The organism is Sporosarcina sp. P26b (assembly GCF_002743245.1).
Classification (GTDB): Bacteria; Bacillota; Bacilli; order Bacillales_A; family Planococcaceae; genus Sporosarcina; species Sporosarcina ureae_C.
In genome coordinates this window covers 105,661-129,237 of record NZ_PDYW01000001.1, presented here as the reverse complement: position 1 = coordinate 129,237, position 23,577 = coordinate 105,661, and the positions used below count along the sequence as shown (strand labels likewise).

General features: G+C 40.8%; 25 protein-coding genes and 1 pseudogene. 9 read left to right on the top strand and 17 right to left on the bottom strand.

Going from position 1 to position 23,577, the window contains the following annotated elements; translation table 11 throughout:
• Nucleotides 1-23 precede the first annotated feature (23 nt).
• The 4 genes and pseudogenes from CSV69_RS00690 to CSV69_RS00675 form a co-directional block, all read right to left on the bottom strand.
• A pseudogene (locus tag CSV69_RS00690) lies at nt 24-401 on the bottom strand (PH domain-containing protein).
• 213 nt (nt 402-614) lie between these two features.
• Nucleotides 615-2,522 (bottom strand): PTS fructose transporter subunit IIABC, encoded by a 1,908-nt coding sequence (locus CSV69_RS00685; protein ID WP_085426657.1) that lies wholly within the window; start codon nt 2,520-2,522, stop codon nt 615-617.
• Nucleotides 2,523-2,538: 16 nt separating this feature from the next.
• The gene (gene pfkB / locus CSV69_RS00680) at nt 2,539-3,453 is read right to left on the bottom strand and encodes a 1-phosphofructokinase (RefSeq protein WP_099692510.1); all 915 of its coding nucleotides are present in this window, start codon (nt 3,451-3,453) and stop codon (nt 2,539-2,541) included.
• On the bottom strand, nt 3,450-4,202 hold the full coding sequence (locus tag CSV69_RS00675) for a DeoR/GlpR family DNA-binding transcription regulator (protein ID WP_099692509.1): 753 nt from the start codon (nt 4,200-4,202) through the stop codon (nt 3,450-3,452). The genes pfkB and CSV69_RS00675 overlap by 4 nt, the downstream gene beginning before the upstream one ends.
• A 117-nt stretch (nt 4,203-4,319) precedes the next feature.
• On the opposite strand from CSV69_RS00675, the gene CSV69_RS00670 reads away from it, so the two are divergent.
• The 3 genes from CSV69_RS00670 to CSV69_RS00660 all read left to right on the top strand — a co-directional run bounded on the left by CSV69_RS00670 (nt 4,320) and on the right by CSV69_RS00660 (nt 7,006).
• A complete protein-coding gene (locus tag CSV69_RS00670; RefSeq protein ID WP_099624731.1) occupies nt 4,320-4,586 on the top strand; it encodes an HPr family phosphocarrier protein in 267 nt (88 codons plus the stop codon).
• The gene (gene ptsP / locus CSV69_RS00665) at nt 4,586-6,301 is read left to right on the top strand and encodes a phosphoenolpyruvate--protein phosphotransferase (protein ID WP_099692508.1); all 1,716 of its coding nucleotides are present in this window, start codon (nt 4,586-4,588) and stop codon (nt 6,299-6,301) included. The genes CSV69_RS00670 and ptsP overlap by 1 nt, the downstream gene beginning before the upstream one ends.
• A 279-nt stretch (nt 6,302-6,580) precedes the next feature.
• Complete coding sequence (locus tag CSV69_RS00660) at nt 6,581-7,006, top strand: hypothetical protein (protein ID WP_233192306.1); 426 nt, start codon at nt 6,581-6,583, stop codon at nt 7,004-7,006.
• A gap of 46 nt (nt 7,007-7,052) precedes the next feature.
• Here CSV69_RS00660 and CSV69_RS00655 read toward each other — a convergent pair whose 3' ends face one another.
• The 8 genes from CSV69_RS00655 to CSV69_RS00620 all read right to left on the bottom strand — a co-directional run bounded on the left by CSV69_RS00655 (nt 7,053) and on the right by CSV69_RS00620 (nt 14,287).
• Nucleotides 7,053-7,757 (bottom strand): hypothetical protein, encoded by a 705-nt coding sequence (locus CSV69_RS00655; protein WP_099692506.1) that lies wholly within the window; start codon nt 7,755-7,757, stop codon nt 7,053-7,055.
• 24 nt (nt 7,758-7,781) lie between these two features.
• Nucleotides 7,782-11,423, bottom strand: coding sequence for a copper oxidase (locus CSV69_RS00650; RefSeq protein WP_099692505.1), 3,642 nt, complete (start codon nt 11,421-11,423; stop codon nt 7,782-7,784).
• 17 nt (nt 11,424-11,440) lie between these two features.
• Complete coding sequence (locus tag CSV69_RS00645; protein WP_099692504.1) at nt 11,441-11,728, bottom strand: hypothetical protein; 288 nt, start codon at nt 11,726-11,728, stop codon at nt 11,441-11,443.
• 15 nt (nt 11,729-11,743) lie between these two features.
• Nucleotides 11,744-12,034, bottom strand: a complete 291-nt coding sequence (locus CSV69_RS00640; RefSeq protein ID WP_099632697.1) for a hypothetical protein — start codon at nt 12,032-12,034, stop codon at nt 11,744-11,746.
• Nucleotides 12,024-12,674, bottom strand: coding sequence for a hypothetical protein (locus CSV69_RS00635; protein WP_199170378.1), 651 nt, complete (start codon nt 12,672-12,674; stop codon nt 12,024-12,026). The genes CSV69_RS00640 and CSV69_RS00635 overlap by 11 nt, the downstream gene beginning before the upstream one ends.
• Before the next feature lie 114 nt (nt 12,675-12,788).
• On the bottom strand, nt 12,789-13,367 hold the full coding sequence (locus CSV69_RS00630; RefSeq protein ID WP_233192305.1) for an SCO family protein: 579 nt from the start codon (nt 13,365-13,367) through the stop codon (nt 12,789-12,791).
• Between the two features lie 30 nt (nt 13,368-13,397).
• Nucleotides 13,398-13,835: a hypothetical protein gene (locus CSV69_RS00625; RefSeq protein ID WP_233192304.1), complete on the bottom strand. Its 438-nt coding sequence runs from the start codon at nt 13,833-13,835 to the stop codon at nt 13,398-13,400.
• Nucleotides 13,836-13,867: 32 nt separating this feature from the next.
• Nucleotides 13,868-14,287, bottom strand: a complete 420-nt coding sequence (locus CSV69_RS00620; RefSeq protein ID WP_099692502.1) for a hypothetical protein — start codon at nt 14,285-14,287, stop codon at nt 13,868-13,870.
• Nucleotides 14,288-14,541: 254 nt separating this feature from the next.
• On the opposite strand from CSV69_RS00620, the gene CSV69_RS00615 reads away from it, so the two are divergent.
• Both CSV69_RS00615 and yfkAB read left to right on the top strand, forming a co-directional pair.
• The gene (locus tag CSV69_RS00615) at nt 14,542-15,516 is read left to right on the top strand and encodes a YecA family protein (protein WP_099692501.1); all 975 of its coding nucleotides are present in this window, start codon (nt 14,542-14,544) and stop codon (nt 15,514-15,516) included.
• Between the two features lie 21 nt (nt 15,517-15,537).
• Nucleotides 15,538-16,641 (top strand): radical SAM/CxCxxxxC motif protein YfkAB, encoded by a 1,104-nt coding sequence (yfkAB, locus tag CSV69_RS00610; protein ID WP_099692500.1) that lies wholly within the window; start codon nt 15,538-15,540, stop codon nt 16,639-16,641.
• 50 nt (nt 16,642-16,691) lie between these two features.
• Here yfkAB and CSV69_RS00605 read toward each other — a convergent pair whose 3' ends face one another.
• The 4 genes from CSV69_RS00605 to CSV69_RS00590 form a co-directional block, all read right to left on the bottom strand.
• The gene (locus CSV69_RS00605) at nt 16,692-17,477 is read right to left on the bottom strand and encodes a MetQ/NlpA family ABC transporter substrate-binding protein (RefSeq protein ID WP_099692499.1); all 786 of its coding nucleotides are present in this window, start codon (nt 17,475-17,477) and stop codon (nt 16,692-16,694) included.
• 125 nt (nt 17,478-17,602) lie between these two features.
• Nucleotides 17,603-18,043 (bottom strand): DUF2269 family protein, encoded by a 441-nt coding sequence (locus CSV69_RS00600; protein WP_085426665.1) that lies wholly within the window; start codon nt 18,041-18,043, stop codon nt 17,603-17,605.
• 8 nt (nt 18,044-18,051) lie between these two features.
• Nucleotides 18,052-18,384, bottom strand: a complete 333-nt coding sequence (locus CSV69_RS00595; RefSeq protein WP_085426666.1) for an ASCH domain-containing protein — start codon at nt 18,382-18,384, stop codon at nt 18,052-18,054.
• Nucleotides 18,385-18,506: 122 nt separating this feature from the next.
• Nucleotides 18,507-19,256 carry a FixH family protein gene (locus CSV69_RS00590; protein WP_099692498.1) on the bottom strand — a complete coding sequence of 250 codons (750 nt, stop codon included), beginning with the start codon at nt 19,254-19,256 and terminating at the stop codon, nt 18,507-18,509.
• 142 nt (nt 19,257-19,398) lie between these two features.
• Here CSV69_RS00590 and CSV69_RS00585 point away from each other — a divergent pair, with 142 nt between their 5' ends.
• The 4 genes from CSV69_RS00585 to CSV69_RS00570 all read left to right on the top strand — a co-directional run bounded on the left by CSV69_RS00585 (nt 19,399) and on the right by CSV69_RS00570 (nt 22,479).
• Nucleotides 19,399-20,091 (top strand): response regulator transcription factor, encoded by a 693-nt coding sequence (locus CSV69_RS00585; protein WP_085426668.1) that lies wholly within the window; start codon nt 19,399-19,401, stop codon nt 20,089-20,091.
• Nucleotides 20,088-21,491, top strand: a complete 1,404-nt coding sequence (locus tag CSV69_RS00580; protein WP_099692497.1) for a sensor histidine kinase — start codon at nt 20,088-20,090, stop codon at nt 21,489-21,491. The genes CSV69_RS00585 and CSV69_RS00580 overlap by 4 nt, the downstream gene beginning before the upstream one ends.
• Entirely contained in the window at nt 21,488-22,048 is a 561-nt protein-coding gene (locus CSV69_RS00575) for an SCO family protein (protein WP_233192303.1), read from the top strand. Before CSV69_RS00580 ends, CSV69_RS00575 begins: the two co-directional genes overlap by 4 nt.
• 65 nt (nt 22,049-22,113) lie before the next feature.
• Entirely contained in the window at nt 22,114-22,479 is a 366-nt protein-coding gene (locus tag CSV69_RS00570) for a hypothetical protein (protein ID WP_099692496.1), read from the top strand.
• 15 nt (nt 22,480-22,494) lie between these two features.
• On the opposite strand, the gene rlmN is transcribed toward CSV69_RS00570, so the two are convergent.
• Nucleotides 22,495-23,571, bottom strand: a complete 1,077-nt coding sequence (gene rlmN / locus CSV69_RS00565) for a dual-specificity RNA methyltransferase RlmN (RefSeq protein WP_085426671.1) — start codon at nt 23,569-23,571, stop codon at nt 22,495-22,497.
• Nucleotides 23,572-23,577 lie beyond the last annotated feature (6 nt).

Here is a 23,577-nt window from a genome sequence, read left to right as displayed (position 1 = left end):
CACTTCTTTGTTTGAAATAAAAATTAAACACAAACGGTTGCTAATATTTTTTGAATATCATAAATGGCTTGATCTTTTCTAAATTGTTTTTGGATTTGTGGAGTCTCGGAACTTGATATCCAGATTTTCAATTCCGCATCCATATCGAACGTACCTGCAGTTTCCACACTGAAGTGAGAGATACTTTTAAAAGGTACCGAATGGTATTCCACTTTCTTTCCTGTGATGCCTTGCTTATCGACTAAAATTAATCGCGTTTTCGTAAATACAATTAAATCACGGACAAGCTTAAATGCCGCTTCCACTTCTTAGCTATCTGCCAAAATCATGTTCAGTTCTTTCTTCACTTCTACATTGTTTACAGCAGAAGCATTTCCTAATAGCGCATCAAATAGTCCCATACAATTATTCCCCTTTTCGATATAGTTTTGTCTAAAACGTCACCATACACTGCCGTTGGGGATATCAATGGTTTTCTATCTCATACGGAAGTGTTCATTCAGAATAGTTTACCATGTTGCAGGAGAATAGGATAGAAATAGTAAAAAACTGGCCATGCAGTGTCAAATTGATCACTTCGCATGGCCAGCTCTTATTAATTATATAACTCAAAATTAAGCGGGCTTCTTCCGTAACATTCCTGCAAGTAGTCCAGTAATGATAGAACCCACGACAATTGCTAAAGCGTAAAGCACAATCTTGCTAATTCCACCTTCGACGAGACCCATGACGAAGATTCCACCATGTGGTGCACGCAAAGAGATATCAAAAGCCATCGTCAGTGCACCTGCCGTCGCTGCCCCTACTACTGCAGCGGGAATAACACGCAATGGGTCAGCTGCTGCAAACGGAATGACACCTTCTGTTATGAAGCAAGCGCCCAGCACATACGCTGTTTTACCAGCCTCGCGCTCAGTTTTTGTATAACGATTCTTAAATAATGTAGTCGCTATGGCCATCCCAAGCGGTGGTACCATACCGCCAGCCATTACAGCCGCAATAAATTGGAAGTTTTGTGCGTCAAGCATCGCAATACCGAATGTGTACGCTGCTTTATTAATGGGTCCACCCATATCCACAGCCATCATTCCACCAATGATTAAACCAACCAAAATTTGATTTGTCCCACCCATTCCTTCAAGGAAAGTAGAGAATCCTGTGTATAGCTTAGCCAACTGTGGATTGATGACCAACATGATTAATCCTGTCGCTGCAATACTGAAAACCGGATAAAACAGTACCGGCTTTAACCCTTCCAATGAATTAGGCAAACGCGCAAACAGTTTTTTGACGAGTAATGTAATATATCCTGCCAAGAATCCAGCGATTAATCCCCCTAAAAATCCTGAACCGCCGTCTGCTCCATCCACACCTGAAACTGTAACAGCAATCAAACCGCCAATCATACCAGGAGCAAAACCAGGTCGATCCGCTATACTTGAAGCAATGAAACCAGCCAATACAGGAACCATCAGGAAGAATGCTTTCCCACCGCCTATAGTGTTAAGCATGGCTGCAAAAGCATTATATTCAGGACTGTCAGGATTGGATGATTCAATTCCCCAAAAGAAAGAGAGCGCTATCAATATTCCCCCACCGACAACGAATGGTAGCATGTTGGATACGCCATTCATCAAATGCTTATAAAAACCGCTTTTCTTTTCGCCTGATGATGTATCTTCCTGACCTTTTTCAGGTTGATAAATCGGTGCATCTTTTTGAATCGCTCTGTCCAATAACGCATCGGTTTCATAGATCGCATCACCGACTTTCGTCTGGATCACATGTTTACCAGCGAATCGTGCCATTTCGACTTTCGTATCTGCCGCGACAATAATGGTGTCTGCCTCCGCAATTTCTGCATCTGTTAATCTATTCTTCACACCTGATGAACCGTTTGTTTCGACTTTCAAAGAAAGACCACGTTCTTTTGCTCTCTCATTCAGTTTTTCAGCAGCCATATACGTATGTGCAATTCCTGTTGGACACGCAGTGACCGCTAGCAGGCGTACAGTTGACTTCTCTTCTTGAGTTGTTTGAACTTCTTCCACGGATTCCTCATCTAATTCCGATTCCTTCTCATTAACAGCTTGCAAAACGTCCGCCGCTGTTTGTGCAGACAAGATTTTGTCGCGGAATGACGTATCCATCAAGAATGTAGCCAATCTAGACAGTGCATCCAAATGATCGTTGTTAGCCCCTTCACTCGCAGCAATCATGAAAAACAAGTGTGCAGGTTGACTATCAAGCGATTCAAAATCTATTCCTTCAATAGATCGACCAAACGCGATAGCAGGTGTTTGCACCGCAGCTGACTTCGCATGCGGGATAGCAATTCCTTCTCCAATCCCCGTTGTACTCTGACTCTCACGTTGTAGAATATCATTTGTAAATTGTTCTTTATCACGCAGATTCCCCGCATCATGTAGCTGCTGGATCAGTTCTGTTAGGACCGCTTCTTTGGAGCTGGAATGCAAATGCAGATTAATTGTCTTTTCCGTCAAGAGTTGTGTAATTTTCATAAAATAGCACCTCTTCCTATTGTTTGCTAATAATCACTTGACTTACTAACGATTCAACATCTTCTTTTTTACATAAATCAGATTGGAAAGCAGTGGCACTCCCGCTTGCTACGCCATATCTAAATGCTTTTTCTGCACAACCATCCTGAGAATAAGACGCAATAAAACCCGATACTAGTGAATCTCCTGCACCTACTGAATTAACTAGCTTTCCTTTTGGTACAGTGGCAAACAATGTTTCTTCGGCAGATACATAGAGCGCACCTTCCCCACCCATCGACACTACAACATGTTGAATTCCGTCACCGATTAATTCTTTAGCGTAAACAATCGCTTCTTCTTTACTGTGTATAGTCTTACCAACCAATTCTTCAAGTTCTTGCACATTGGGTTTAATGAAGAAAGGTTTGATTATTTCCATAATCTGTTTCAAAGCTGGTCCTGACGTATCAACTACCAGCTTCACTTTATTTTGTTCACAATATGCTGCAAGTTCTAATAAAAAAGATGAAGGTAACGAGGCTGGTACCCTTCCTGCAATGATCAACCAGTCTTCTTCTGATAAGCGTCCAATTCGCTCGATAAGGCTTTGAATATTCTGTTCATTCAATTCAGGCCCCGGTCCATTTAATTCTGTTTCTTCGGTAGATTTGATCTTCACATTAATTCGAGTGTTTTCTGGTGTCCGAATAAAATCCGTTTTTACTCCTTCATCTCGTAAAAAGTTCTCGATATAATCTCCTGTGAAACCGCCAATGAAGCCGCCTGCTACAGTATCTACACCTAGTCTTTTGACTACCCTCGATACGTTTATACCTTTTCCTCCAGGGTAATAATATACTTCATTTGAACGATTTAGTTCTCCAAGCTCAAAAGCGGGTATATAGGTGGTATAGTCCACTGATGGCATGAATGTACATGTATAAATCATTTCTGTACCACCTTTATTAACGTTTTTTCTTCTAGTTCATTCAAGATCTCATCTGGTAATTTATCTATCAGTAATACCGCTTCGTCGATAGATAAAAATTTAATAAAACTACTTTTTCTCAATTTGGAATGATCCGCCACAATGTACGTGGTTCTCGATAGCTCAGCTGCCAAACTTTTCACTGATGCTTCATCGGGATCGGGAGTTGTATATCCATTAACAGAATCCACTCCATTCGTACCGAGAAAGCATTTATTGAAATGATATTGTTTCAAAGATGTCATTGCCTGTTGCCCTACAAGTGCACCTGTTGACGCTTTGACATACCCTCCAATTAAATAAGAGGAAATACCATGCTCAGTTAGTGATTCCACATGTGTCAGTCCATTTGTTACAACCGTTATATTACGGTCTCTTAGAAAAGGGATCATTTGATACGTAGTTGTACCTGCGTCTAGATAAATAAAATCTCCATCCTTTACCAGGTCCGCAGCCAATGAAGCAATTTGAACTTTTTCTGCCAAATACTTTTCTGACTTCGCTGAGATGCTAAGTTCCTGCATATCCCGATCTGGCATTGTAGCTCCACCATGAATACGCTGAAGTTTATTAAGTGTTTCAAGTTCAGTTAAATCTCTTCGAATGGTAGATTCCGATGCGCTGGTTGCTTCTACTAATTCTGAGATCTTTACTGTTTTATGAGTAGCTAATTTATTTAAAATCAATTCAAACCGTTCATTTGTCAGCATATGCAACCCACCTTCTCTATCAATAACACCATATTACTTGAATTATTCAATAAAATCCATCATAATCATTCATAAGCAGTCAAAAACATTCAAAACAATTCATAGGAGGTTTTCGTAATGATAAAAAAACAATTCGTATTCAGCAATGGTGAAGGGCTTCACGCTCGTCCAGCCGCCCAATTGGTCGCTGCTGCTACCCCTTTTAAATCAGAACTTTCACTTGAGTATAAAGAAAAAAAGGTAAATCTAAAATCTATTCTTGGTGTGATGTCACTTGGCGTCGCTGGAGGATCTACAATTACATTGATTGCGGATGGTGAAGATGAAATAGACGCGATGAACAAGCTGGAGGAATTATTACGATCTGAAGGCGCAGAAGACTAATGACAAAGATCCTTCAGGGCATCGCAGCCTCCAATGGTATTTCTATCGCCAAAGCCTTTCGTCTAGAAAATGCGGAGTTGACTGTACTGAAGGAATCCATTTCAGACGTGTCAACAGAGATAGATCGTCTACAAAACGCTCTTTCTCATTCCCGATCAGAATTGACGACGATTCAGAAACAGACAAAAGAAAAGTTCGGTGAACAGGAAGCAGCTATTTTCAGTGCACATGTACTTGTTCTCGACGATCCAGAATTACGCACAGCTATTACAGATACAATCCAGACGCAACACGTAAACGCCGAATATGCAGTACAAGAAGCGGCAAACTTATATGTTTCAATTTTCGAAGCGATGGATGATCCATATATGAGAGAACGCGCTGCTGATATTCGGGATGTAACAAAACGAATCCTTTCCCATTTGCTTGGTGTCAGTATCCAAACGCCCGAAGACATTACGCAAGAGGTCGTCATCATTGCAGAAGACTTGACTCCTTCTCACACTGTTCAACTGAATCCTGAACTAATTAAAGGTTTCGTAACAGATATTGGGGGTCCTACTTCTCACTCTGCTATTTTAGCGAGAACATTGGAAATTCCAGCCGTTGTCGGAAGTAAAACCGCAATGGCTATGATTCAAAACGGTGAAATCATTATTGTAGACGGTGAAGCTGGGAAGGTTATTGTAAACCCTGACGCAGAAACATTAGCCGTTTATCAAGAAAAGCAGCAGGCATTTGCCAAACAAAAAGCCGAATGGCAGTTACTTGCGAATGAGCCTGCTATTACACTTGATGGTCATCGCGTTGAATTAGCTGGAAATATTGGGACACCCGATGATGTGGAAAATGTCTTGAAAAATGGTGGAGAAGCGATTGGATTATTCCGGACGGAGTTTCTTTACATGGGAAAAGAACAATTCCCTACCGAAGATGAGCAGTTTGAAGCATATAAAAGCGTGCTAGAGCAAATGAACGGAAGCGCTACCATTGTTCGTACTCTAGACATTGGTGGAGACAAAGAATTACCGTATTTACAACTTCCACATGAAGCCAATCCATTCTTAGGATTACGAGCAATCCGTCTATGTCTTGATCATGAAGAGATGTTTAGAACACAGTTACGCGCTTTATTGCGTGCCAGTATATATGGAAACTTGCGGATCATGTTTCCGATGATCGCAACGATTAATGAATTCAGACAAGCAAAAGAACTATTTTTAGACGTAAAGCAACAACTTATTAGTGAAAGAATCGAAGTAAGTGAGACGATTCAACTCGGAATTATGGTTGAAACACCGGCTGTAGCTATTTTGGCTGATGTATTTGCCAAGGAAGTAGATTTCTTCTCCATTGGTTCAAATGATTTAATTCAGTATACGATGGCTGCTGATCGGATGAATGAGCACGTTTCCTACCTCTACCAGCCGTATAATCCATCTATTTTACGCTTTATCAAAATGATTATTGATGCGGCACACAAAGAAGGTAAGATGGTAGGAATGTGTGGAGAAATGGCACGTGATGAAACGGCAATTCCTATACTGCTTGGGATGGGATTAGATGAGTTTTCCATGAGTGCTTCTTCCATACTTCGTACACGTTCACAAATCCAGAAACTATCTAAGGTCACCTTAGAAAATCAGATAGATCATATTCTTTCACTGTCTACTGCAGAGGAAGTACTGCACTTCATTAAGAGTCTAGATAGCTAATACTACGTAATGGACCACTCTTTGAATCTAGATGATTCAAAGAGTGGTTTTTCATTTCTCCAGCATCCTTTGATCAGAAAAGCAATATACGATCTCGCCTCTCATTTTGTATACTTAGCCATATAATTATTATGGAAAGAAAGTTTGTGGAGAATGAATTTCACTCACTATCTGTTATAAAAAATGAATCTCTAGACATTACAACTTTCTTAGGTTGTTCCATCATCTCTCTAGCAGTAGATATTCATATACTACATAGAGCGGTGGGAGGTGAATGCTTTGAAAAAAGAAAAGAATTGTAAATGTGGAGATCACCATTACTGTCAGAAGTGCCTCAAAAAAAAATGTGATGCCAAATACTGTAGCCGTTGTAGAAAAGACTTATGTAATCCATGCTTCATGGTCCGTTTAGGTGGTTTACAAGACGGTCTTAACTTCCGTTTGCGCCAAATGGTTTGTTGTGAGGTGGAGTTACAGATGGAAGAGGAAATTGTAAAGGGTACTATAATTTTTGTCGGCTCTAACTTTGTCGAGATATTCGTGAATGGGAAACCAGGCGAATTGCCAGCAGACTGTGGTTGTACTGCTGATAATAAAGGAAAGAAAGTAGATCATCCAATCGGTAATACTTTGATTTTACCAATCGATAAGATTTCACAAATCAAAACCCTAGGATGTTGCCATTTCAAAAAACCATGCATGTAGTATAGTAATAAAAAATCAGTCCCCAGCTATAGGGACTGACTTCTTATTAGCCTAATACGATGTGGGCAATATTTCCAATGGCGATAATGCTTTTTTCTTTATTCATCTCCAGTACAATAGACTCTTTATTCACATCCACTAGCACCCCTTCAATTAGTGACCGTCCTACTCGAGCTTTTATAATTTGATCTTCGAACAACAATAGATAAACTGCTAGCGGAATTTTGAAGAATAGCTGAATAAGTTCTGGAGATGAGCCGACAATTTTTCCAAACTGAAATGTCAGCTTCCTACGTAAATGTGGATTGATATTCAGTAAATTGGCCCCTGGTACTAGTTCAGCATAGCAGCCGGAAGCTTTGACCGATTCAATCTGTTCATATGGCACGATGATTTTATAATCGTCTCGACTTAACAGAATGAAATCAAATGCCGCCATCATCACTACTCCCGAAATCGTTTCATCTAAAGGATTTACTATCTCTACTTCCAGACCAATCAAACCGTCAAACGCCCGTTGATACGTTTCTTGAATGGATCGGTTATCACCAAGTGCCAGATCCAGTAGTAATCTATTGGCTTCTGCAATTTTTTTGTCTACTTCCTCACGCTTTTCAGGAGGAAGACAGCTTTCTGGAGATGGCAGCTCAGGACTATCCGCCCTCTCTGGACAGCATTTTCCGGGTATGAAAAAGTCTGGTTTTTGTATTTGTTTTTTCTTCTGTTTCTTCCTTATTCTCTTGTTCCCCATTTCCACACCCCCGTTCTTAACAAACTATTGATCTAGTTTAGGGAGATGTTTTTTTAGCTCTTCGAACACCCGCATAATCCCCCACATCCCTTGCTCAATATCCCAGCGAATGTTTCCTGATCGATACATGAAATCGCCTGAGAATCCGTTATAAGCTCCCGCACCGCCAAGCAATTGCAGATTTCTTTTAGCACCCGCTACGTTAAAGCCGACAAATGATTCTGTTCGTGAATAAGTATCTTTTGAATCAAATCTCCAACGGTGGCCATGAAGGTGGAATGTATGAGATCTTCGTCTCTCAGCCGGTGTCACTAAGCGAATAGTAACCGGATCCCCTACATAGCTTTCGAATATAGGAGTCGAAGGGTCCCCAAAAACGTCTGAGCTAAATACATCATGAATTTTTGCATGCTCTCGATAACGATTAATTAGACGTTCACTTCGATAGTTAAAGCCACGAGATCCTTGATCATACGTATCAAGCAAATCTTCGTCTACCTCAGGTGGAGCCAGCAATATACCATCCACAGGATCAAAAATGACTTGGTTATTTTTATCAAGCAACCTTACACCGTCATGCATCACAATTACGAACTCCCTAGTATCTGGTAAGTATGGATTCCGCAAAATAACACTTGCTCCGGTCGACGCGGGCTGTAGTGTATACGGATCCAAATATTCCGTCCCCCTAGGCTCAGCAATGAAAGCTCCGAACGCGCCTTGCGAACGGTGATTGCGGATATCTGCCATGTCCCACATGCCACACACACCGACAGCCGAATCGACATACCAGCGATACGTCCTAGATTCTCCAGGTCCAACTGTTTGATCCCCATTGAATCCAACTGTCTCTCCTGCAGACGTCTTCACGTCATAATCAAGTAATTGTGCATGCAGGGAAATACGTAAAGACGGTGGATAAAATGCTTGCTCCTTCACTATTGGATATGGATAGATTCCGTCTTTGAATGGAAAAAGCTCTGGTTTCAGATAGCTAGTTAACGTAACATCGACTGTATCGCCCACATTGCCGCGTAGGATGAGCGGTACTGGTTCTTTCTTGCCGTTCTGTATAGCTTCCATATCCTCACGCAACGCAAAGATAATAGCATCCGGATCATGATCACCGAACGAGTTATATTGGATCGAGGTTTGAAAGGCTACAACATCGTACTTCCTCAGTGGCCCCTTCACTATTTCCACAGTCGGATCAGCTGCTGACGGTGGTTTGATCCCTGTACATTCTGGCAAAGGTCTTGAACGCTCTTTCGGTTCAGGTCGATCTGACAGTTTGATCAGTTCAGGCACTTTTTCATCGAATGCGCGGATAAGACCCCATAACCCATTCCATAAACCCTCTTCTGTTTCAAATGTCCATAAATAATCACCTGACCGCGGTACGTTCATCTCCATCGTAAATGATTCAGATATGCCGATATGCTGTTGATTTTCCAGTCTAGAATTCAGATCGCCTCGTTCATTTAGCCAACGCAGACCATGTACATTAAAGCTGTGAGATTCTTCTTGTGCCCCTTGTAGTAGCCTGATTCGGATAGAATCTCCCTCATATGCTTTAAATATCGGAGTAATTGGATCGCCTTTTACATACGAACTGAAACTATAGGCGGGATCGCAGTCCTTTCCTAAACGGAATTGCAACGGTTCATTTTTATAGTTCACTCCAAACAGCCCTGGATCATCCGGTGAACCTGGGAATGGCGGAGGTGCTAATGGTTTACCGTCTTTATTGAATAGGTGGGTAAAGTCCTGTGCGAATATCGCAAAGTCCCTATAATCAGGAGTCAGTGGATTGGTACAAGTAATTTCGGTACCTTGATCTACTTCTTCGCCAGTCGATGAATCAAGGTATTTGGAAAAACGCGGATGGACGACCCCTGATCCAAAGACGCCATGTTGCTGATGAGACCCAGGGAATAAATGATCATGGAAGAACCATGCTTTGAGCTCAACATCTGCATAATAAGAGTATCGAATCGTTTCACCGGATAGAACGGATGAATCATAGTTCCATCCGACATTCGCCCCATCATTTACGAGTACATCGAACTTCACAAAATGGATGTGCATACCCGCCTCGTAAGTTCGCGTAACTAATTGGAATGCGTCACCATCCAAGATATGCGGCAAACGGTTTGTGAAATTGATCTCATAGCGCGTATTACTGGATGCATGGATGACGAGCGGTTCCGGTGCTTTCTTTCCTGAACAAATATCGTCCAAATCTTCATCCAGAACAAATATCCGTCCCGTCGGATCATGCCAACCTTCTCTGTTATAAATAAGTGGAATCTCAATTAAGGAGATATTGAACGTCTTTATGGGTACACCTTCAGGACACGGGTCGGTAAAAACTGCACCCGGCCTAGGATTTGCGATTGCAGCATTTCTCTCAAGTTCAGTCAACCCCCTACCTCCAACAATCCCCATTGGAGGACGTGGTGCTTTCATACCGACTTTTCCTGGAATGAAATTCGGGAATCCAGGCTTCATTTTAGTTGGTTTTGGCGGTGCCGGTCTGTCCGGAAGAGGTTTCAGCGACTTTATTGGAACCCCGTTCGGATAACACTGACTGCCATCTTGAAGGGTATTGAAGACCCGGTTCATCCCCCACATCCCTGCAACGAAATGTGGGTAGAGGTGACAGTGGATCACTGCGTCACCAAAAGAGCCTTGCAAGCTACCAAGACCGTACAGGGGCTGAATTGTATAGTGACTTTGCGGACTAATAGCCTGCGCATCAAAAATTTCTGACGCCAAATCACTGGGATCACTGAACCACTGATGGACGTGATAATGGAATACATGCGTTTCCTTTACTCCGCCATGGAAAAGCCGGATTTTTGCAGGGTCACCAACATACCCTCGCAAAATTGGAGTCGATGGGTCTCCGAATACCCATGAATCATGGTGTACTTCCTCCCCTTCGCAGTTTGGACAGACCACACCTTCCGCGACTAATTGTTCGCGCCTATTTTCCGGTTCATAACGGTAATTCGCACCGTGGAAGGACTCTTCTTCCTGGTTGGAGAAATGATTGATCGGTCTGTTGCCTGTTAAATCATCCACTTCCATTTCATCTGTAAACATCCACACATATTCTCGGAAGGATGGTAGCAAAGGGTGATGGACATCCGCATATTGTCCGCTGTTTATTGGCTTGCCTGTTTCAGGATCGGTCCACCAGGAGAAACGACTTTGCACGCATAAGCCTCCTACCAGACCATTTGAATTGGAACCGTTCTGGTCACTCGAGACATTTCCTAGATCAGAGAAATAATAGTTTCCTTCTTTCATCAAATTCAGCTTATATAAGATTTTTTCACATGGTGCTACAGTCGTTTCCTTATTGTATCCAGCATTCGCTCCATCCGATTGGCAGACATCGTATTCTGCTTCCTGAAAATGCATACCTGCATGGAAAGGAAGTTTATTTTCAAACAGTATTTCCACGACGTCTCCTTCATTCGCTCGGATAAAGAGCGGCTGAACGAGATCGACAGGCATGAAAGGGTTTTTCTTTACGAGCCTTTTCACTTTTTCTTCATTTTCCTTCAGCACATACATCATGCCATTCGGATTGTGGTCCCCAAATGTATTCAGGACAATTCGTATGGGAATGGCTACTACATGGTAGTGTCTTATCACTCGCTTCACCTCATTCTCTACTCTTTTAATTCAGGGATTTTAATTCCTGTTTCTGTCTCGATATAGAACACTTCAATTGAATCGATATGCACAAACCAAGTTTTTCCTTCCAATGCAGGAATGGATGTATTCTGAACTTTCATTTCCACAAAATCATCCACTACACCTATAATTTCCCCTATAAACATAAACGGGAAAGCTTCAGTTAGAATTAGAACTTTTTTGTTAATGTTCTGACTGAAATGAGTACTAATCCCTTCTTCACGAATTATATTGATTGGTTGACATTCGTTTGGTTGCGTCATATATCCATCTCCTTTTCACGTTAACGGAAAGACTAAATCACAAGGCACTTCTGTTGAGAATGAAACAATTTTCTCCAGCGGTATACTGATCGGCGTCGGAAACTTATAAAAAGGGGCATTTACCATTTTGACGGTAACAGGCGTTAAGGTGAGATGCCCTATCCCCACTTCCGAAACAGTTCCGCAAAAAATCGGCCTAAAAACTTGGCCTAATAGATTAAGCTGCACCGCCTGAGTGATAATGAGTACTTCTTGATTTATCAAACCTGAGAAATCTTGAGATTGAATTCCTTTATTATTTTTCATTGTTCCAGCCTCCTCTTACTTTTTCATCCCATGATTGGAGCAGTGTTCTCAACTCTTTCTTCAAATATGAAATGAAGGAAAAAGTAGATACAAAGCGAATGTTTTCTAAAGGGATTTTACGCACTGTGCCAAAGCTTGTAAGCTCTAGTTCGCTCTTGGTCGTATTCACGATCTTTCCACTGACCGTTTCTTCGCGCGAAATGACTTCCACTCTTGTTCCTTTCCATGAAAGAAAGTTGGTCCGAAAAGACTCCTCGAAAAATTGTTGAACGAGTGCTTCTCTTTCGTTGACGGTTTCGCCAAATTGAAGGGTTAGTCTTTTTTGCAGATGATTATCATAGAGGTGATGCTGATGCGTATTCGAATAAGAAGGAAAGCCAAAGGGGATATTTGCTGTTTCAATATACGTAAAGGGAATCCAAATCCGTTTCTGTAGGTTCGTCAACATAACAAAATCTCTGCCGATTGCTGCGACTTTACCTTCAGTTTCCAAACAGCCGTCCATTTCACCGCGTGATGCAATGACAACTTGCTGATTTCGTTTGCTTTTGAAAAACTTTTTTAGTGTTAATGATTTCCTGAGTGGTTCATGAATTTCGGTTATCTTAAATAAATTTTTCTGACCAATATAATCTGTCAAGACTCTCGTTTGTTCATCTGGCCCATTACTTGTTGGCGAGGAAAAAGCTGGATTACTACTAGGTTCCTTTATGAAGATCACCTCCTTACTATCATTCGAAAAGTAACGCTAGAACTATTTAATAAGTTGTTGTAAATGATTAGCGATTTCTTCAATGGCTACGCTATTTTTCCCTGTTGCCATATTATGATGAGCTCTTACTAAATCCTGACCATCCACAATATACATAGACGTCGAGTGGGTAACGAATCCATCTTCATTCCTGTCGTAATAAAAATTCAGGTATTTCGAAAATTCTTTGGTCGTTTCTTCTGTACCTCTAAAAAATAACCAATTTGGGTCTTCTATATTAAATAGTTCTTTATAACGCACTATTTTCTCTTTCGTGTCATATTCAGGATCTACGGTGATAGCTATGATGAAGTACTCATCTTGAGAGATTCCCCTATCTTTCATTACTTCCTGTAAAGCGGTCAGATCCCACATAGTAGTCGGACAAACATCGGGACATTTTGTATAGAAAAATGTGACAAGTTTCGGTTTGCCCTGGAAGTTTGTCTCGTTCCCGCCTACTTCGGTAAACGGCCATTCCGTTACTTCTCCAATTTTCGGTAGTTCCACTGCCTTTGACCACATCGCATATAAAATCACAAAAATGATAGGCAACATCATTATAATAATGATTTTTTTCACTACTGTACTCCTCTCCTACCAAAATGATCTTCACCCTTTCATTGAATAACGAATGAAGAAACAAACCACTGAATGGGAAAAGGCAATAAATATAGTGATGATGAAAAGATTAGTCGCAATCAATGAATTAGCGTCAATGGGTATATTGCATAGTGCAGGATTTTTCAGCACTGCACCAAGCATCATGCCCATTACTCCTCCCATCGCGCCGTTATACAGACCATTTAAGGAAGCTGGCGCTTTGATAAGCGAACCAAATAGCCAACCAATAAACACTCCAAGAAGTACCGGTAATAAGAAAGTAACTGTTTGATTATCCGGCAACAATACTTCTACGTACAATGCCATCGCGAGAGAAGAGATGGACGCAATCGCCATACAAATGGTTTTTGTGAACCTGTCATCAAACAACAGTCTTTTCTTTTTTACAACTCGATAGTTGACTAGTATTTCACCAACACACCACATGGAAAGCAAAATTAGGAGTAGCATTGCCCCCTTCACGCCCTTTTTATTGAAATAAATAAAGTAACTAAACTACCAATGAAGAATGCATGTAGAAACCAAATAAACAACATTTGCATTTCTATAACCGTGCCAATCATTGGTGCCATTAGCCCGACAATCAGACCATTCGTCAAACCAGTCACAAATGTCTGATAATCAATTAGCATGCCAAAGCAAGCCCCTACTGCCCCTCCGATACTCGCTGAGAATAATGTAATATACGTAAAATGAAACGGCATATGAGTAATGAGTATGATTCCAAACAACAATGCAACCATCCCGCCCATTACCATGCTCATATTCATACCTAAATGGAAACCTATTAATTTCCTCATTTTTCGGATGTACATATAAAAGCCAATGATTAAACAGATGTCTACATACAATAAATACAGCAAGTTAGACTGCTCCATAGGTCACCTCGAAATAGCATATGGATAAACAAACAAAATGGTAACCTGTTTACCTAATTTTTTCCGGGAACATATGAGAGGATCTAACTGCATACTTTGCTTTCTTCCATTTTCTTGATTACTACTACCACTATTATTTAGTACAAATAAGCGAATACTTCACTGCAGTTTATTCATCACACATATATCATGCGAACTCGCCTCTCGTTTGGTACACTTAGAGATGTAGTAATTTTAAAAAGGGAAGTGTTTTAATGGTTGGACGTAATGATCCGTGCCCTTGTGGCAGTGGAAAGAAATATAAAAAGTGCTGTGAACGAAAAGAAGCTGTGACAGTTGAAGATTTACTGACAGATGAAATGGAGAATATACTACAGACGTTTTATGACATTCATCCAGAGCGACCAGATGTACCGGCGTTCGTGGAATTTGCAAATACATGGAAATCTTCATTGAATAGTTATTTACCACAAGAAATGATTGAAACGATTGCGCTTGATGAATTCTTCTTCCATCAACGGAGAGATATTTGGGACGACTATTTGGCCAAGCAGAAGAAAAAACATATTCGCCCATCGATTCTAGAATTACTTGATAGATGGTCAGAGCCGAGGGTATTTGTCGGTGAAGTAACTGCTGTCGGAGATACATATTTAACGGCTACAAGTATTCTAGGTGATGAAACGATTGAATTGTGGAAAGAAAGCGATAAGCCTGTTCCCGTAGGTGTCCACTTCTATTGCTTCATTCTTTCCGATGGTACGTCTGAAAGTAACTATCTAGCAGTCTCAAGTTTAATCTTCTTCCCGACTGATCATTCGGAAGCGATCAAACAATTTGCTGAAACTCTTGCGGACACGCAAAATCCTTCACTCAAAGACTCCATCATGAAATTCTGGATTGCGCTCGGTGAAAGTGGCTATACAGGAGATGAGTTTACCGAATTTGAAGCAGGAGTTATAGAGGCGGCTGCTGAATTTTTAAAGCAACATAACCGAGAATCCCAAGCTTTGTTAGAAGTGCTTGAAGATTTCTTAGTAGATAAGCAACCAAAAGCGCGAAAGAAACTAGCAATTGCTGCGGGTGCAATCCGTTATGGTTTAGACAATAAACATTTCGAACCGCTTGATATGACATTAAAAGAGATCGCAGAAGCATTCGATGTTTCTACCTCTTCGATGAGTAAATATGCGAAAGACCTAGCAGAATATGCTAGTGATAAAAATTAATTGATATAAGGAGTTACGAACATGGTACTATCACATTCCCGTTTATCAGATGCATGGGAAGCATATCAAGATGTAGATTTGCATGGGAAGCAAGTTCTATCCAGCGTAGAATTCACGACGACCTATTTATGCAATATGCGTTGTGAACATTGCGCGGTTGGATATATGCTACAACCAAAAGACCCACAAGCATTACCAATCGAGTTGCTATTACAGCGGTTGGATGAAATCCCCCACTTGCGAACGATTAGCTTAACAGGTGGCGAGCCGATGTTTTCGAAGAAATCTGTCGAGCAGTATGTCGTACCGTTATTGCAGTATGCACATGCGCGCGGAGTTCAGACGCAGATGAATTCGAATCTAACTATGCCTATTGAACGTTATGAATTAATTGCACCGTATTTGAATGTCCTGCATATTTCACATAACTGGGGTACAGTGGATGATTTCATCGATGGTGGATTCGCCCGGATGGAACGCAAGCCACCACGTGAGCGTCGTGCCGCACAATTCGAACGAATGATTGAAAACAGCCGAGCGTTGTCTGAAATGGGTGTTATGGTGTCAGCGGAAACGATGTTAAATCGCCGAACATTACCTCATCTACAGACCATTCATGAACAAATTATCCATGAAATGAAATGTGGTCGCCATGAAATTCACCCTATGTATCCTAGCGATTTCGCTTCTTCATTGGATGTACTAACTTTGGATGAAACACGTACAGCAATGTTCGATCTGCTGTCATACCGTGATCCACAAACATGGATGCTATTTGGGACTTTACCGTTTTATAATTGTAGTAACGATGCAAGAGATCAAGAATTATTTGAGAAACTTGCAGCAAGTGAAAATGTCACTGTGCGAAATGATCCAGACGGTCGTTCTCGGTTGAATGTCAATATGTTTACCGGAGACGTGATCGTGACAGATTTCGGAGATGTTCCTCCACTAGGGAATATTCAAACCGACCAGTTGACGAATTTATATACTAAATGGCAACAACATCCCTTAGCAAAAAGCGTAAGCTGTCATTGTCCTGCAGTGCGTTGTCTTGGACCGAATTTACTCGTAAAAGATGCCTATTATCCAAATGTAGACTTTTTGAAGCGACAGCAAAGATAAGGTAGATGAAAAAACCACGTATGGCTCATAGTTGAGTCCATACGTGGTTTTTATTTTCCGAAGCCTTGGAAATGTTCATCAATAGCTTCTTGGAACGTCTCTGATGCTACTGCTTCTTTAATCGCTAAAGCAAAATCCTTCTCACGATCTTCTTCTCTGACCGCAATGATATATTGCAACTCTTCACCAAGCTCTTCATGTGCTAGTGCGTCTTCCAATTCCATTTCATTGACCATAATATAATTGTCTGGAATGATGGCTAAATCACCACTTGCCATAGATGGTATCAGCTGTGCAATCAAGATAGGCTGGATGTTCAAGTTTTTCGGATTACTATCAATATGTTTTTCTGTAACTGCATAAGTGGCTGCACTTGGATCCAATGAAATTAATCCCTGTTGTTCAAGGAAACGTAGGGCTCTCGCTGTGCCTAGTTCATCATTCGGAATAGTAATCCATGAACCGTTAGGAATATCATCCATCGACGTCAACGAGTTAGAATATAAGCCTAGTCCCACACTTGGAACTTCCGTCAAAGCAACTATAGGCAAGTCATATTCTTCGTTAAACTGTTGAAGATTAATTTGTTGTTGGTTGATGTTGGCATCTATTTCACCATCTGCCAACTCTTTATTCGGTTCAATTAAATCTACGTATGATTCCACTTCGACTTTGTACCCTTGTTCTTCAAGTGCCGGTTTTAATGCCTGATCGATGACTTTCGCATAAATCCCTGCCGTTGTACCAATTTTTATCGTTTCATTACTGCCTGTAGGATTGCATGCGGTTAACAGCATTCCAAGGATCGTCAGCAGACCGACTAGTTTCATTTTCATCTTAAATCGTTCCTTTCAAAAAACACTATCTTCATCATATTCGCTGTAATTTTGACTGTCAAACCAAATCCTGCAATTAAAAAGATGTGCAACTATGTACACATCTTTTTACTCGCTATGTAATTTTACCAGACTGCCGGTTTTTGTACCATAAGCCAAAGCATCACCATAAGCAATCCAATATAAATCCAGGCAGTACGTTGTAACTTGTTGAGTACCGCTTCCCTGTCTTTGCTTGGATCATGGAATCTTTTCAATACAGAAGAGAAACCAGTTGCCAGGAAGAACCCGGACAGCAACATGACGCCTATTGTGAGAATAATCCACGACGTGTTCCATGGCCACGGACCAAATAAAATTAATAATATACCAGTCACAACAAGCACATGGCCTGAATGCATAACAAGTCGTATAATGACTCGGATAATCGCCAGATAGATGTCTTCTGCTTCTGCTTTAGCAGAACGTAGCCGGCGTATTAATGGCAGCAAGAGGAATAAAGGTCCTACTGAAATTATAGCCGACACTACGTGTGCAAAGACAATCGCTCCGTAATAAAAGTTCATTTAAGAGATTATTTCTGAATTGGGCTATATTCGTGCACCCAAACCTTCATTTTAGGAAGCCAAGGCATTTTGTCGTGGATCGACAGCATCGCCTGTTTATATTCTTCAACTGTTTCATGACCTTCTGATTTGGCGTCTTCATCTGTCAGTTCTCCGAGTGTTTGTTCATATAATTTTTCAACTTTGAACTCTTTGCCTTCTAACGTCATCGTTTCGCCTGGGTATGCATAGACACCATTACGTCTAGTAGCCCACTTTTCACCGTTGAGTACTTTTTGTACATCTTCCGGAATAGTTACAAGTCTTTCTATTGAACATGTTTTTTCTGGATAATTTGTCATGCTAACACTCCTCTTGATTCATTAATCTTTCACGTATACTAGTGTAACCCTTTTCATCAATGAATTACAGCTTTTACTTCCCAATAAAATACCCTCACCACCGGAGCGACGAGGGATGGTACTTATTTCACTTCTACTGTATGTTCTTCATGCTCGTGAATGTCTTCATTTTCGATATGAATAATCACTTGATAGCTGCCTACTTTAGGGAATTGATAGTTTGCTGTATACTCACCCGGCTTGGATTCTTCCGTATCTACCCATGTGGTTTCTTTATCTGCCGAGATGATTTCATAGCGAACCTGCGCCTTTATTGCTTCACCGTCGAGCTGCGCATGCGTCATCAACTCTGTGTCTGTTGCTGCTTTTGCTCCTTCAGGTTGCACAAAGTGAAGAGCAAGACCTTCTACTCCTTCGCCGTGTTCATGATGTTCATCTTCTTTGGCATTTTCGTGTTCATCCGATTGATGGGTAGCATCCCCGATTTGGATTTGCTTTTCTGGCATAACATGCATATCACGTGCAGTTACATGTACTTGAACGTGATACATACCGTCCGTATCGAATGTTGTTTCTGCTGAATAAATACCTTCTTTTTCATTTGTTGTTTCAACTAGAATACTGTCTTCCTTCTTACCTTCTTCCCAGATCTCATATTCCACTTCGGATGCATCATCTACTTTTTCTTCCCCTTGTGTTACAAGTGTTGTTAGAGTTACCGGTTCATTAGCAATTCCTTGTTCTGGTACTGTAAGTTCTACATCAATTACTTCAGGTAAAACAGCTTCCGTAGGTACATCATCGTCTTGCCCACATCCAGCAAGTATACCTATCATAGCTGTACTCATGACTAACATTGATAATCGTTTCATCTTTTCATTCTCCTATCTATTCGTTTAGCTGTTATGATTATAAAATATGTTTACGAAATTTCAATGAAGTTTTAACAACTTCTCGAAACTTCATGTAGATTTCACATCTTTTACGGAAAATTAAACTATAAGCTTTTATGAAATGAGGCGTAGTAAATTGAGTTACCAATTATTAGTCATTGACGACGAACAGCAAATGCGTGATTTGATTCGTGTGATACTCGAAGATGCGGGCTATAGCGTATTCGAAGCCAGCGACGGTTTGCAGGCTCTGTCGATCGTCAAACAACATACGATAGATTTATGCATTGTCGATGTGATGATGCCCTATATGGACGGCTTCACATTTGCAGAGGAGATGAAACGCACTTCATCGATCCCATTGATTTTCCTATCTGCGCGAGGCGAGGAATGGGATAAAGTTCAAGGCCTAAAACTTGGCGGAGACGACTACATCGTCAAACCTTTCTTACCAGGAGAACTGGTCGCGCGGATCGAAGCCGTCTTGCGCAGAACATACCGTCATAATCCTGAACCAATTATATTACAAGCCGGTCCACTTACCATTAATGAAGACTCGTATACAGCACAGCTTAACGGAAACCCTTTAAATCTGACTTTGAAGGAATTTGGCTTGCTGTTGTTGCTAGTCAAACATAAAGGGCGCGCCTATTCCCGAGAACAATTACTTGAATTGGTCTGGGGCGATGATCATCAAAGCAGTGAGCGTACAATTGATACACATGTTAAAACACTTCGTTTAAAACTAGGTGACGCAGGTAAAATGATTGAAACGGTATGGGGGATCGGCTACAAGTTAGAGGACTCTGAATGAATAATTTAAATCTTAGCAAAAAGATGTTGTTTGTATTTTTAGGAAGCATCACGTGTACCATATTATTTTCATTCTTCTTCATTCATTACTTATATACCGAATTATATAAAGAACAAATTAAAGAGTCGATCATATATCAAGGAAATCGAACAGCTTCCCATTATCATTACGGTGAGCTCAGTGATTCGATCATCGAAAAGATTCAATGGTATAACATCGTCTCAGAGTACGAAATTATCGTCGTAGATCGCTTAGATGATTTAACGTCCTATTTCCCCTACAAGATTGATTATCAATCACTCATCAATGATAGCGACGAGAAGATATTAGAGACGGGTAAGCCCGTTATGAAAGAAGGCTATGTAGATGAACTAAATCGGGAAATCTTCGGTGGGATTTTCCCTATTAAAGGAGAAAACGGACTGATTGGTTTCATATATATATATGTTCCGCTCGCTGCGATCCAAGATGTTTTTCACGACAGTTTACCCATTATGATACTCGTCGGGAGCCTATTCTTCCTCGTTCTATTTCTAATTTTGCGGCGTGTGTGGCGTTCGCTATTCGAACCGTTGCAAACATTGCAGACCTATTCAGAAGAAGTGTCTAATGGTGATTATTCGAATCGACTCAATACAGGACGGACAGATGAGATAGGTAAACTGGCGACTGCATTCGATTCAATGAGTCGTTCCCTTGAAGAGCAAGATCAGCGCAAGAAAGATTTTACGTCAAATATTGTACATGAGCTCAGGACACCATTGACGTATATTAGCGGCTACGCGCAACTTTCACGCAATAAAATTGATTCGTCTCCCGATGATGTAAAACACTACTTATCAACCATCGAGAAAGAAACCGAACGCTTAAAGAAGCTTATACATGATTTAGTCGAGCTAAACCATTTGGAACAGGATGTATATACACTGGAAACTGAACCGATTGCAATTGCGCAATTACTATTAGATACGTTGGAATTATTTGTGATTCGATTACAGGACAAAAATATTCAGTTGAGCACATCGATTGATGAGGAATTGATTTTGGAAGGTGATCCTAAACGATTGCAACAAGTCTTTTATAACACGATCGATAATGCAGTAAAATATGCTGAGCAATCCATTACTATTCATCTGACCGCCAGTAAGCAAGGTGCACAATATCGCATCGCCAATGACGGCGTTACCATAGAAGAAGAGGACGTAGAGCGAATCGGAGAACGCTTTTTCCGTACCGATAAAGCACGAACTCGCACAACAGGTGGTACTGGACTTGGTCTATCGATCGTCAAAGAAATTGTTCGGTTACACGGAGGTACATTCACGATTTCCAATGAAATAACAGAAACCATTGTGATCATTGAATTACCTGAGCAAATACAAAGGAGTGAAAACAGTTGAAACGTCTGATTCCTTTTCTGTTGATGCTCGTACTATTCATCAATGGGTGCAGTCAACCTCTTGAACGTGGGAAACAAGTCCGTGAATTCACCTTCACGGATCAGCAAGATCAACCATTCAGTTCCAAGGAGCTTTCTGGTTCGCCATGGATTGCAGACTTCATTTTCACAAATTGCACAACAGTTTGTCCAACGTTGACGAGTGAGATGGCAGACCTACAAGCAGAATTGAAAGATCAGGACATCGAAATGAACTTCGTCTCTTTTACTGTAGATCCTGATACCGATACACCTGCAGTTTTGAAAGACTATATTTCAAACTTTACTGATGATGAATCAAACTGGCATTTCCTGACGGGCTACTCACAACAACAATTCGAAGCGTTTGCTCGGGAAGAGTTCCAGACTTTTGTGCTGAAACATAAATCTTCTACGCAAGTTGTCCATGGTACAAATTTCTATCTACTGGATTCGGAAGGCTATATTCTTAAGGAGTATAACTTCTCAAATGAATCCTATAAAGAAGAGTTATTGGCCGATCTAAAACGCATGAAATAACAGTCGGGTTGCGTGACGAATTTCGTCGATTCCGCTATACTAGGTAAGGAAAGCAGGTGTACGTGTTGGATTCTCGTTATTGGAAAGCCGGTTTTTTTACTGCGCTGACTTCATTTGTTCTACTCATTTTAGGCGTACGGACAGTTCTTGGACATGACTTGATCGTTAATAACTATTTGACGTTCGCCGTATTCGGTCTGATGGTCGGGATTGTCACTTCTCTTTTATTGTTCTATCAGCTATCGATTGCATTTAAAATGTTCATGGTCGTCCTTGTTCTAGCATTTGCTGAGATGTTCCGCAGCTTTATCATGATGGATAATGAATTTTCGGAAGCCATCGGAATTTTATCGCTGTTCATTATTTCATCATTCGGACTAGCAATCTCTGTGATCGTTCAATTCATCGTAAAATTAGCGCGTAAAAAGTAAAAACCGGTTGGAGAATTATTCTCCGACCGGTTGTTTTTTTGTTTTTTTGATTTGTTTACTTCGTAGTTGACCGCATGCCGCATCAATATCTGTACCGTTTTCAAGACGTACTCCACCGTTGATCCCTTTGCGTCTAAGCGCTTCGTAGAACGATTTAATCGCCTCGGGTTCACTCCGCTGATACTGGCCATGTTCATCTACTGGATTGTACGGAATTAGGTTGACGTATGAAAGGTGACGCTTATCCGCAAGCAATCGACCCAACTCTTCTGCTTCTTTGACGTGGTCATTCACGTCACGCAATAAAATATACTCAAATGTGATACGACGATTCGTTTTTTCTAAATAATAGTTGATTGAATCCATCAATTTTTCAATCGGGAATGCTTTGTTAATCTTCATGATGGATGAACGTAACTCATTATTCGGCGCATGTAATGAAACCGCCAAGTTTACTTGTAGTTTTTCATCTGCAAAGTCTTTGATCTTCTCTGTCAGACCACTTGTTGAAACCGTAATATGACGCGCACCGATTGATAGACCTTTTTGGTGATTTACGACATGAAGGAAGTCCATCAGGTTCGAATAGTTGTCGAACGGCTCGCCTATACCCATAACTACAATATGGCTTACGCGTTCATCTTCGCCTTTGCCATCAAGATACTCTTGCACCTTCATAATTTGACCCACAATTTCCCCTGCATCTAGATCACGATTTTTGCGCAAAAGTCCGCTTGCACAGAAACTGCAACCGATATTACATCCGACTTGTGTTGTGACACAAACAGAATGACCATAAGGGAATTTCATCAAAACCGTTTCGATCAAGTTGCCATCATGCATTTTGAACAGGAATTTCACAGTGCCGTCCTGTGAAACTTGCTTAACGTTTTGCTCAAGTGTTTGAACCGAGAAGTTTTCATTCAATACATCAATGGTTTCTTGATTAATATTATTCATTTCATCAAAAGATAAGACACGCTTTTTATAGAGCCAGTCCCAAACTTGTGCTGCACGGTACTTTTTTTGTCCGTTTTCTATAAGAAAGTCTGTCAATTGTTCAATTGTCAAACCGTATATCGATTTTTTCATTTGATT

Excerpts from the sequence above, each read along its gene's own strand:
- CSV69_RS00685 (WP_085426657.1), bottom strand. The coding sequence starts at position 2,522 with ATGAAAATTACACAACTCTTGACGGAAAAGACAATTAATCTGCATTTG.
- pfkB (WP_099692510.1), bottom strand. The coding sequence starts at position 3,453 with ATGATTTATACATGTACATTCATGCCATCAGTGGACTATACCACCTAT.
- CSV69_RS00675 (WP_099692509.1), bottom strand. The coding sequence starts at position 4,202 with ATGCTGACAAATGAACGGTTTGAATTGATTTTAAATAAATTAGCTACT.
- CSV69_RS00670 (WP_099624731.1), top strand. The coding sequence starts at position 4,320 with ATGATAAAAAAACAATTCGTATTCAGCAATGGTGAAGGGCTTCACGCT.
- ptsP (WP_099692508.1), top strand. The coding sequence starts at position 4,586 with ATGACAAAGATCCTTCAGGGCATCGCAGCCTCCAATGGTATTTCTATC.
- CSV69_RS00655 (WP_099692506.1), bottom strand. The coding sequence starts at position 7,757 with ATGGGGAACAAGAGAATAAGGAAGAAACAGAAGAAAAAACAAATACAA.
- CSV69_RS00645 (WP_099692504.1), bottom strand. The coding sequence starts at position 11,728 with ATGACGCAACCAAACGAATGTCAACCAATCAATATAATTCGTGAAGAA.
- CSV69_RS00640 (WP_099632697.1), bottom strand. The coding sequence starts at position 12,034 with ATGAAAAATAATAAAGGAATTCAATCTCAAGATTTCTCAGGTTTGATA.
- CSV69_RS00625 (WP_233192304.1), bottom strand. The coding sequence starts at position 13,835 with ATGTGGTGTGTTGGTGAAATACTAGTCAACTATCGAGTTGTAAAAAAG.
- CSV69_RS00620 (WP_099692502.1), bottom strand. The coding sequence starts at position 14,287 with ATGGAGCAGTCTAACTTGCTGTATTTATTGTATGTAGACATCTGTTTA.
- CSV69_RS00615 (WP_099692501.1), top strand. The coding sequence starts at position 14,542 with ATGGTTGGACGTAATGATCCGTGCCCTTGTGGCAGTGGAAAGAAATAT.
- yfkAB (WP_099692500.1), top strand. The coding sequence starts at position 15,538 with ATGGTACTATCACATTCCCGTTTATCAGATGCATGGGAAGCATATCAA.
- CSV69_RS00605 (WP_099692499.1), bottom strand. The coding sequence starts at position 17,477 with ATGAAAATGAAACTAGTCGGTCTGCTGACGATCCTTGGAATGCTGTTA.
- CSV69_RS00600 (WP_085426665.1), bottom strand. The coding sequence starts at position 18,043 with ATGAACTTTTATTACGGAGCGATTGTCTTTGCACACGTAGTGTCGGCT.
- CSV69_RS00595 (WP_085426666.1), bottom strand. The coding sequence starts at position 18,384 with ATGACAAATTATCCAGAAAAAACATGTTCAATAGAAAGACTTGTAACT.
- CSV69_RS00590 (WP_099692498.1), bottom strand. The coding sequence starts at position 19,256 with ATGAAACGATTATCAATGTTAGTCATGAGTACAGCTATGATAGGTATA.
- CSV69_RS00585 (WP_085426668.1), top strand. The coding sequence starts at position 19,399 with ATGAGGCGTAGTAAATTGAGTTACCAATTATTAGTCATTGACGACGAA.
- CSV69_RS00580 (WP_099692497.1), top strand. The coding sequence starts at position 20,088 with ATGAATAATTTAAATCTTAGCAAAAAGATGTTGTTTGTATTTTTAGGA.
- rlmN (WP_085426671.1), bottom strand. The coding sequence starts at position 23,571 with ATGAAAAAATCGATATACGGTTTGACAATTGAACAATTGACAGACTTT.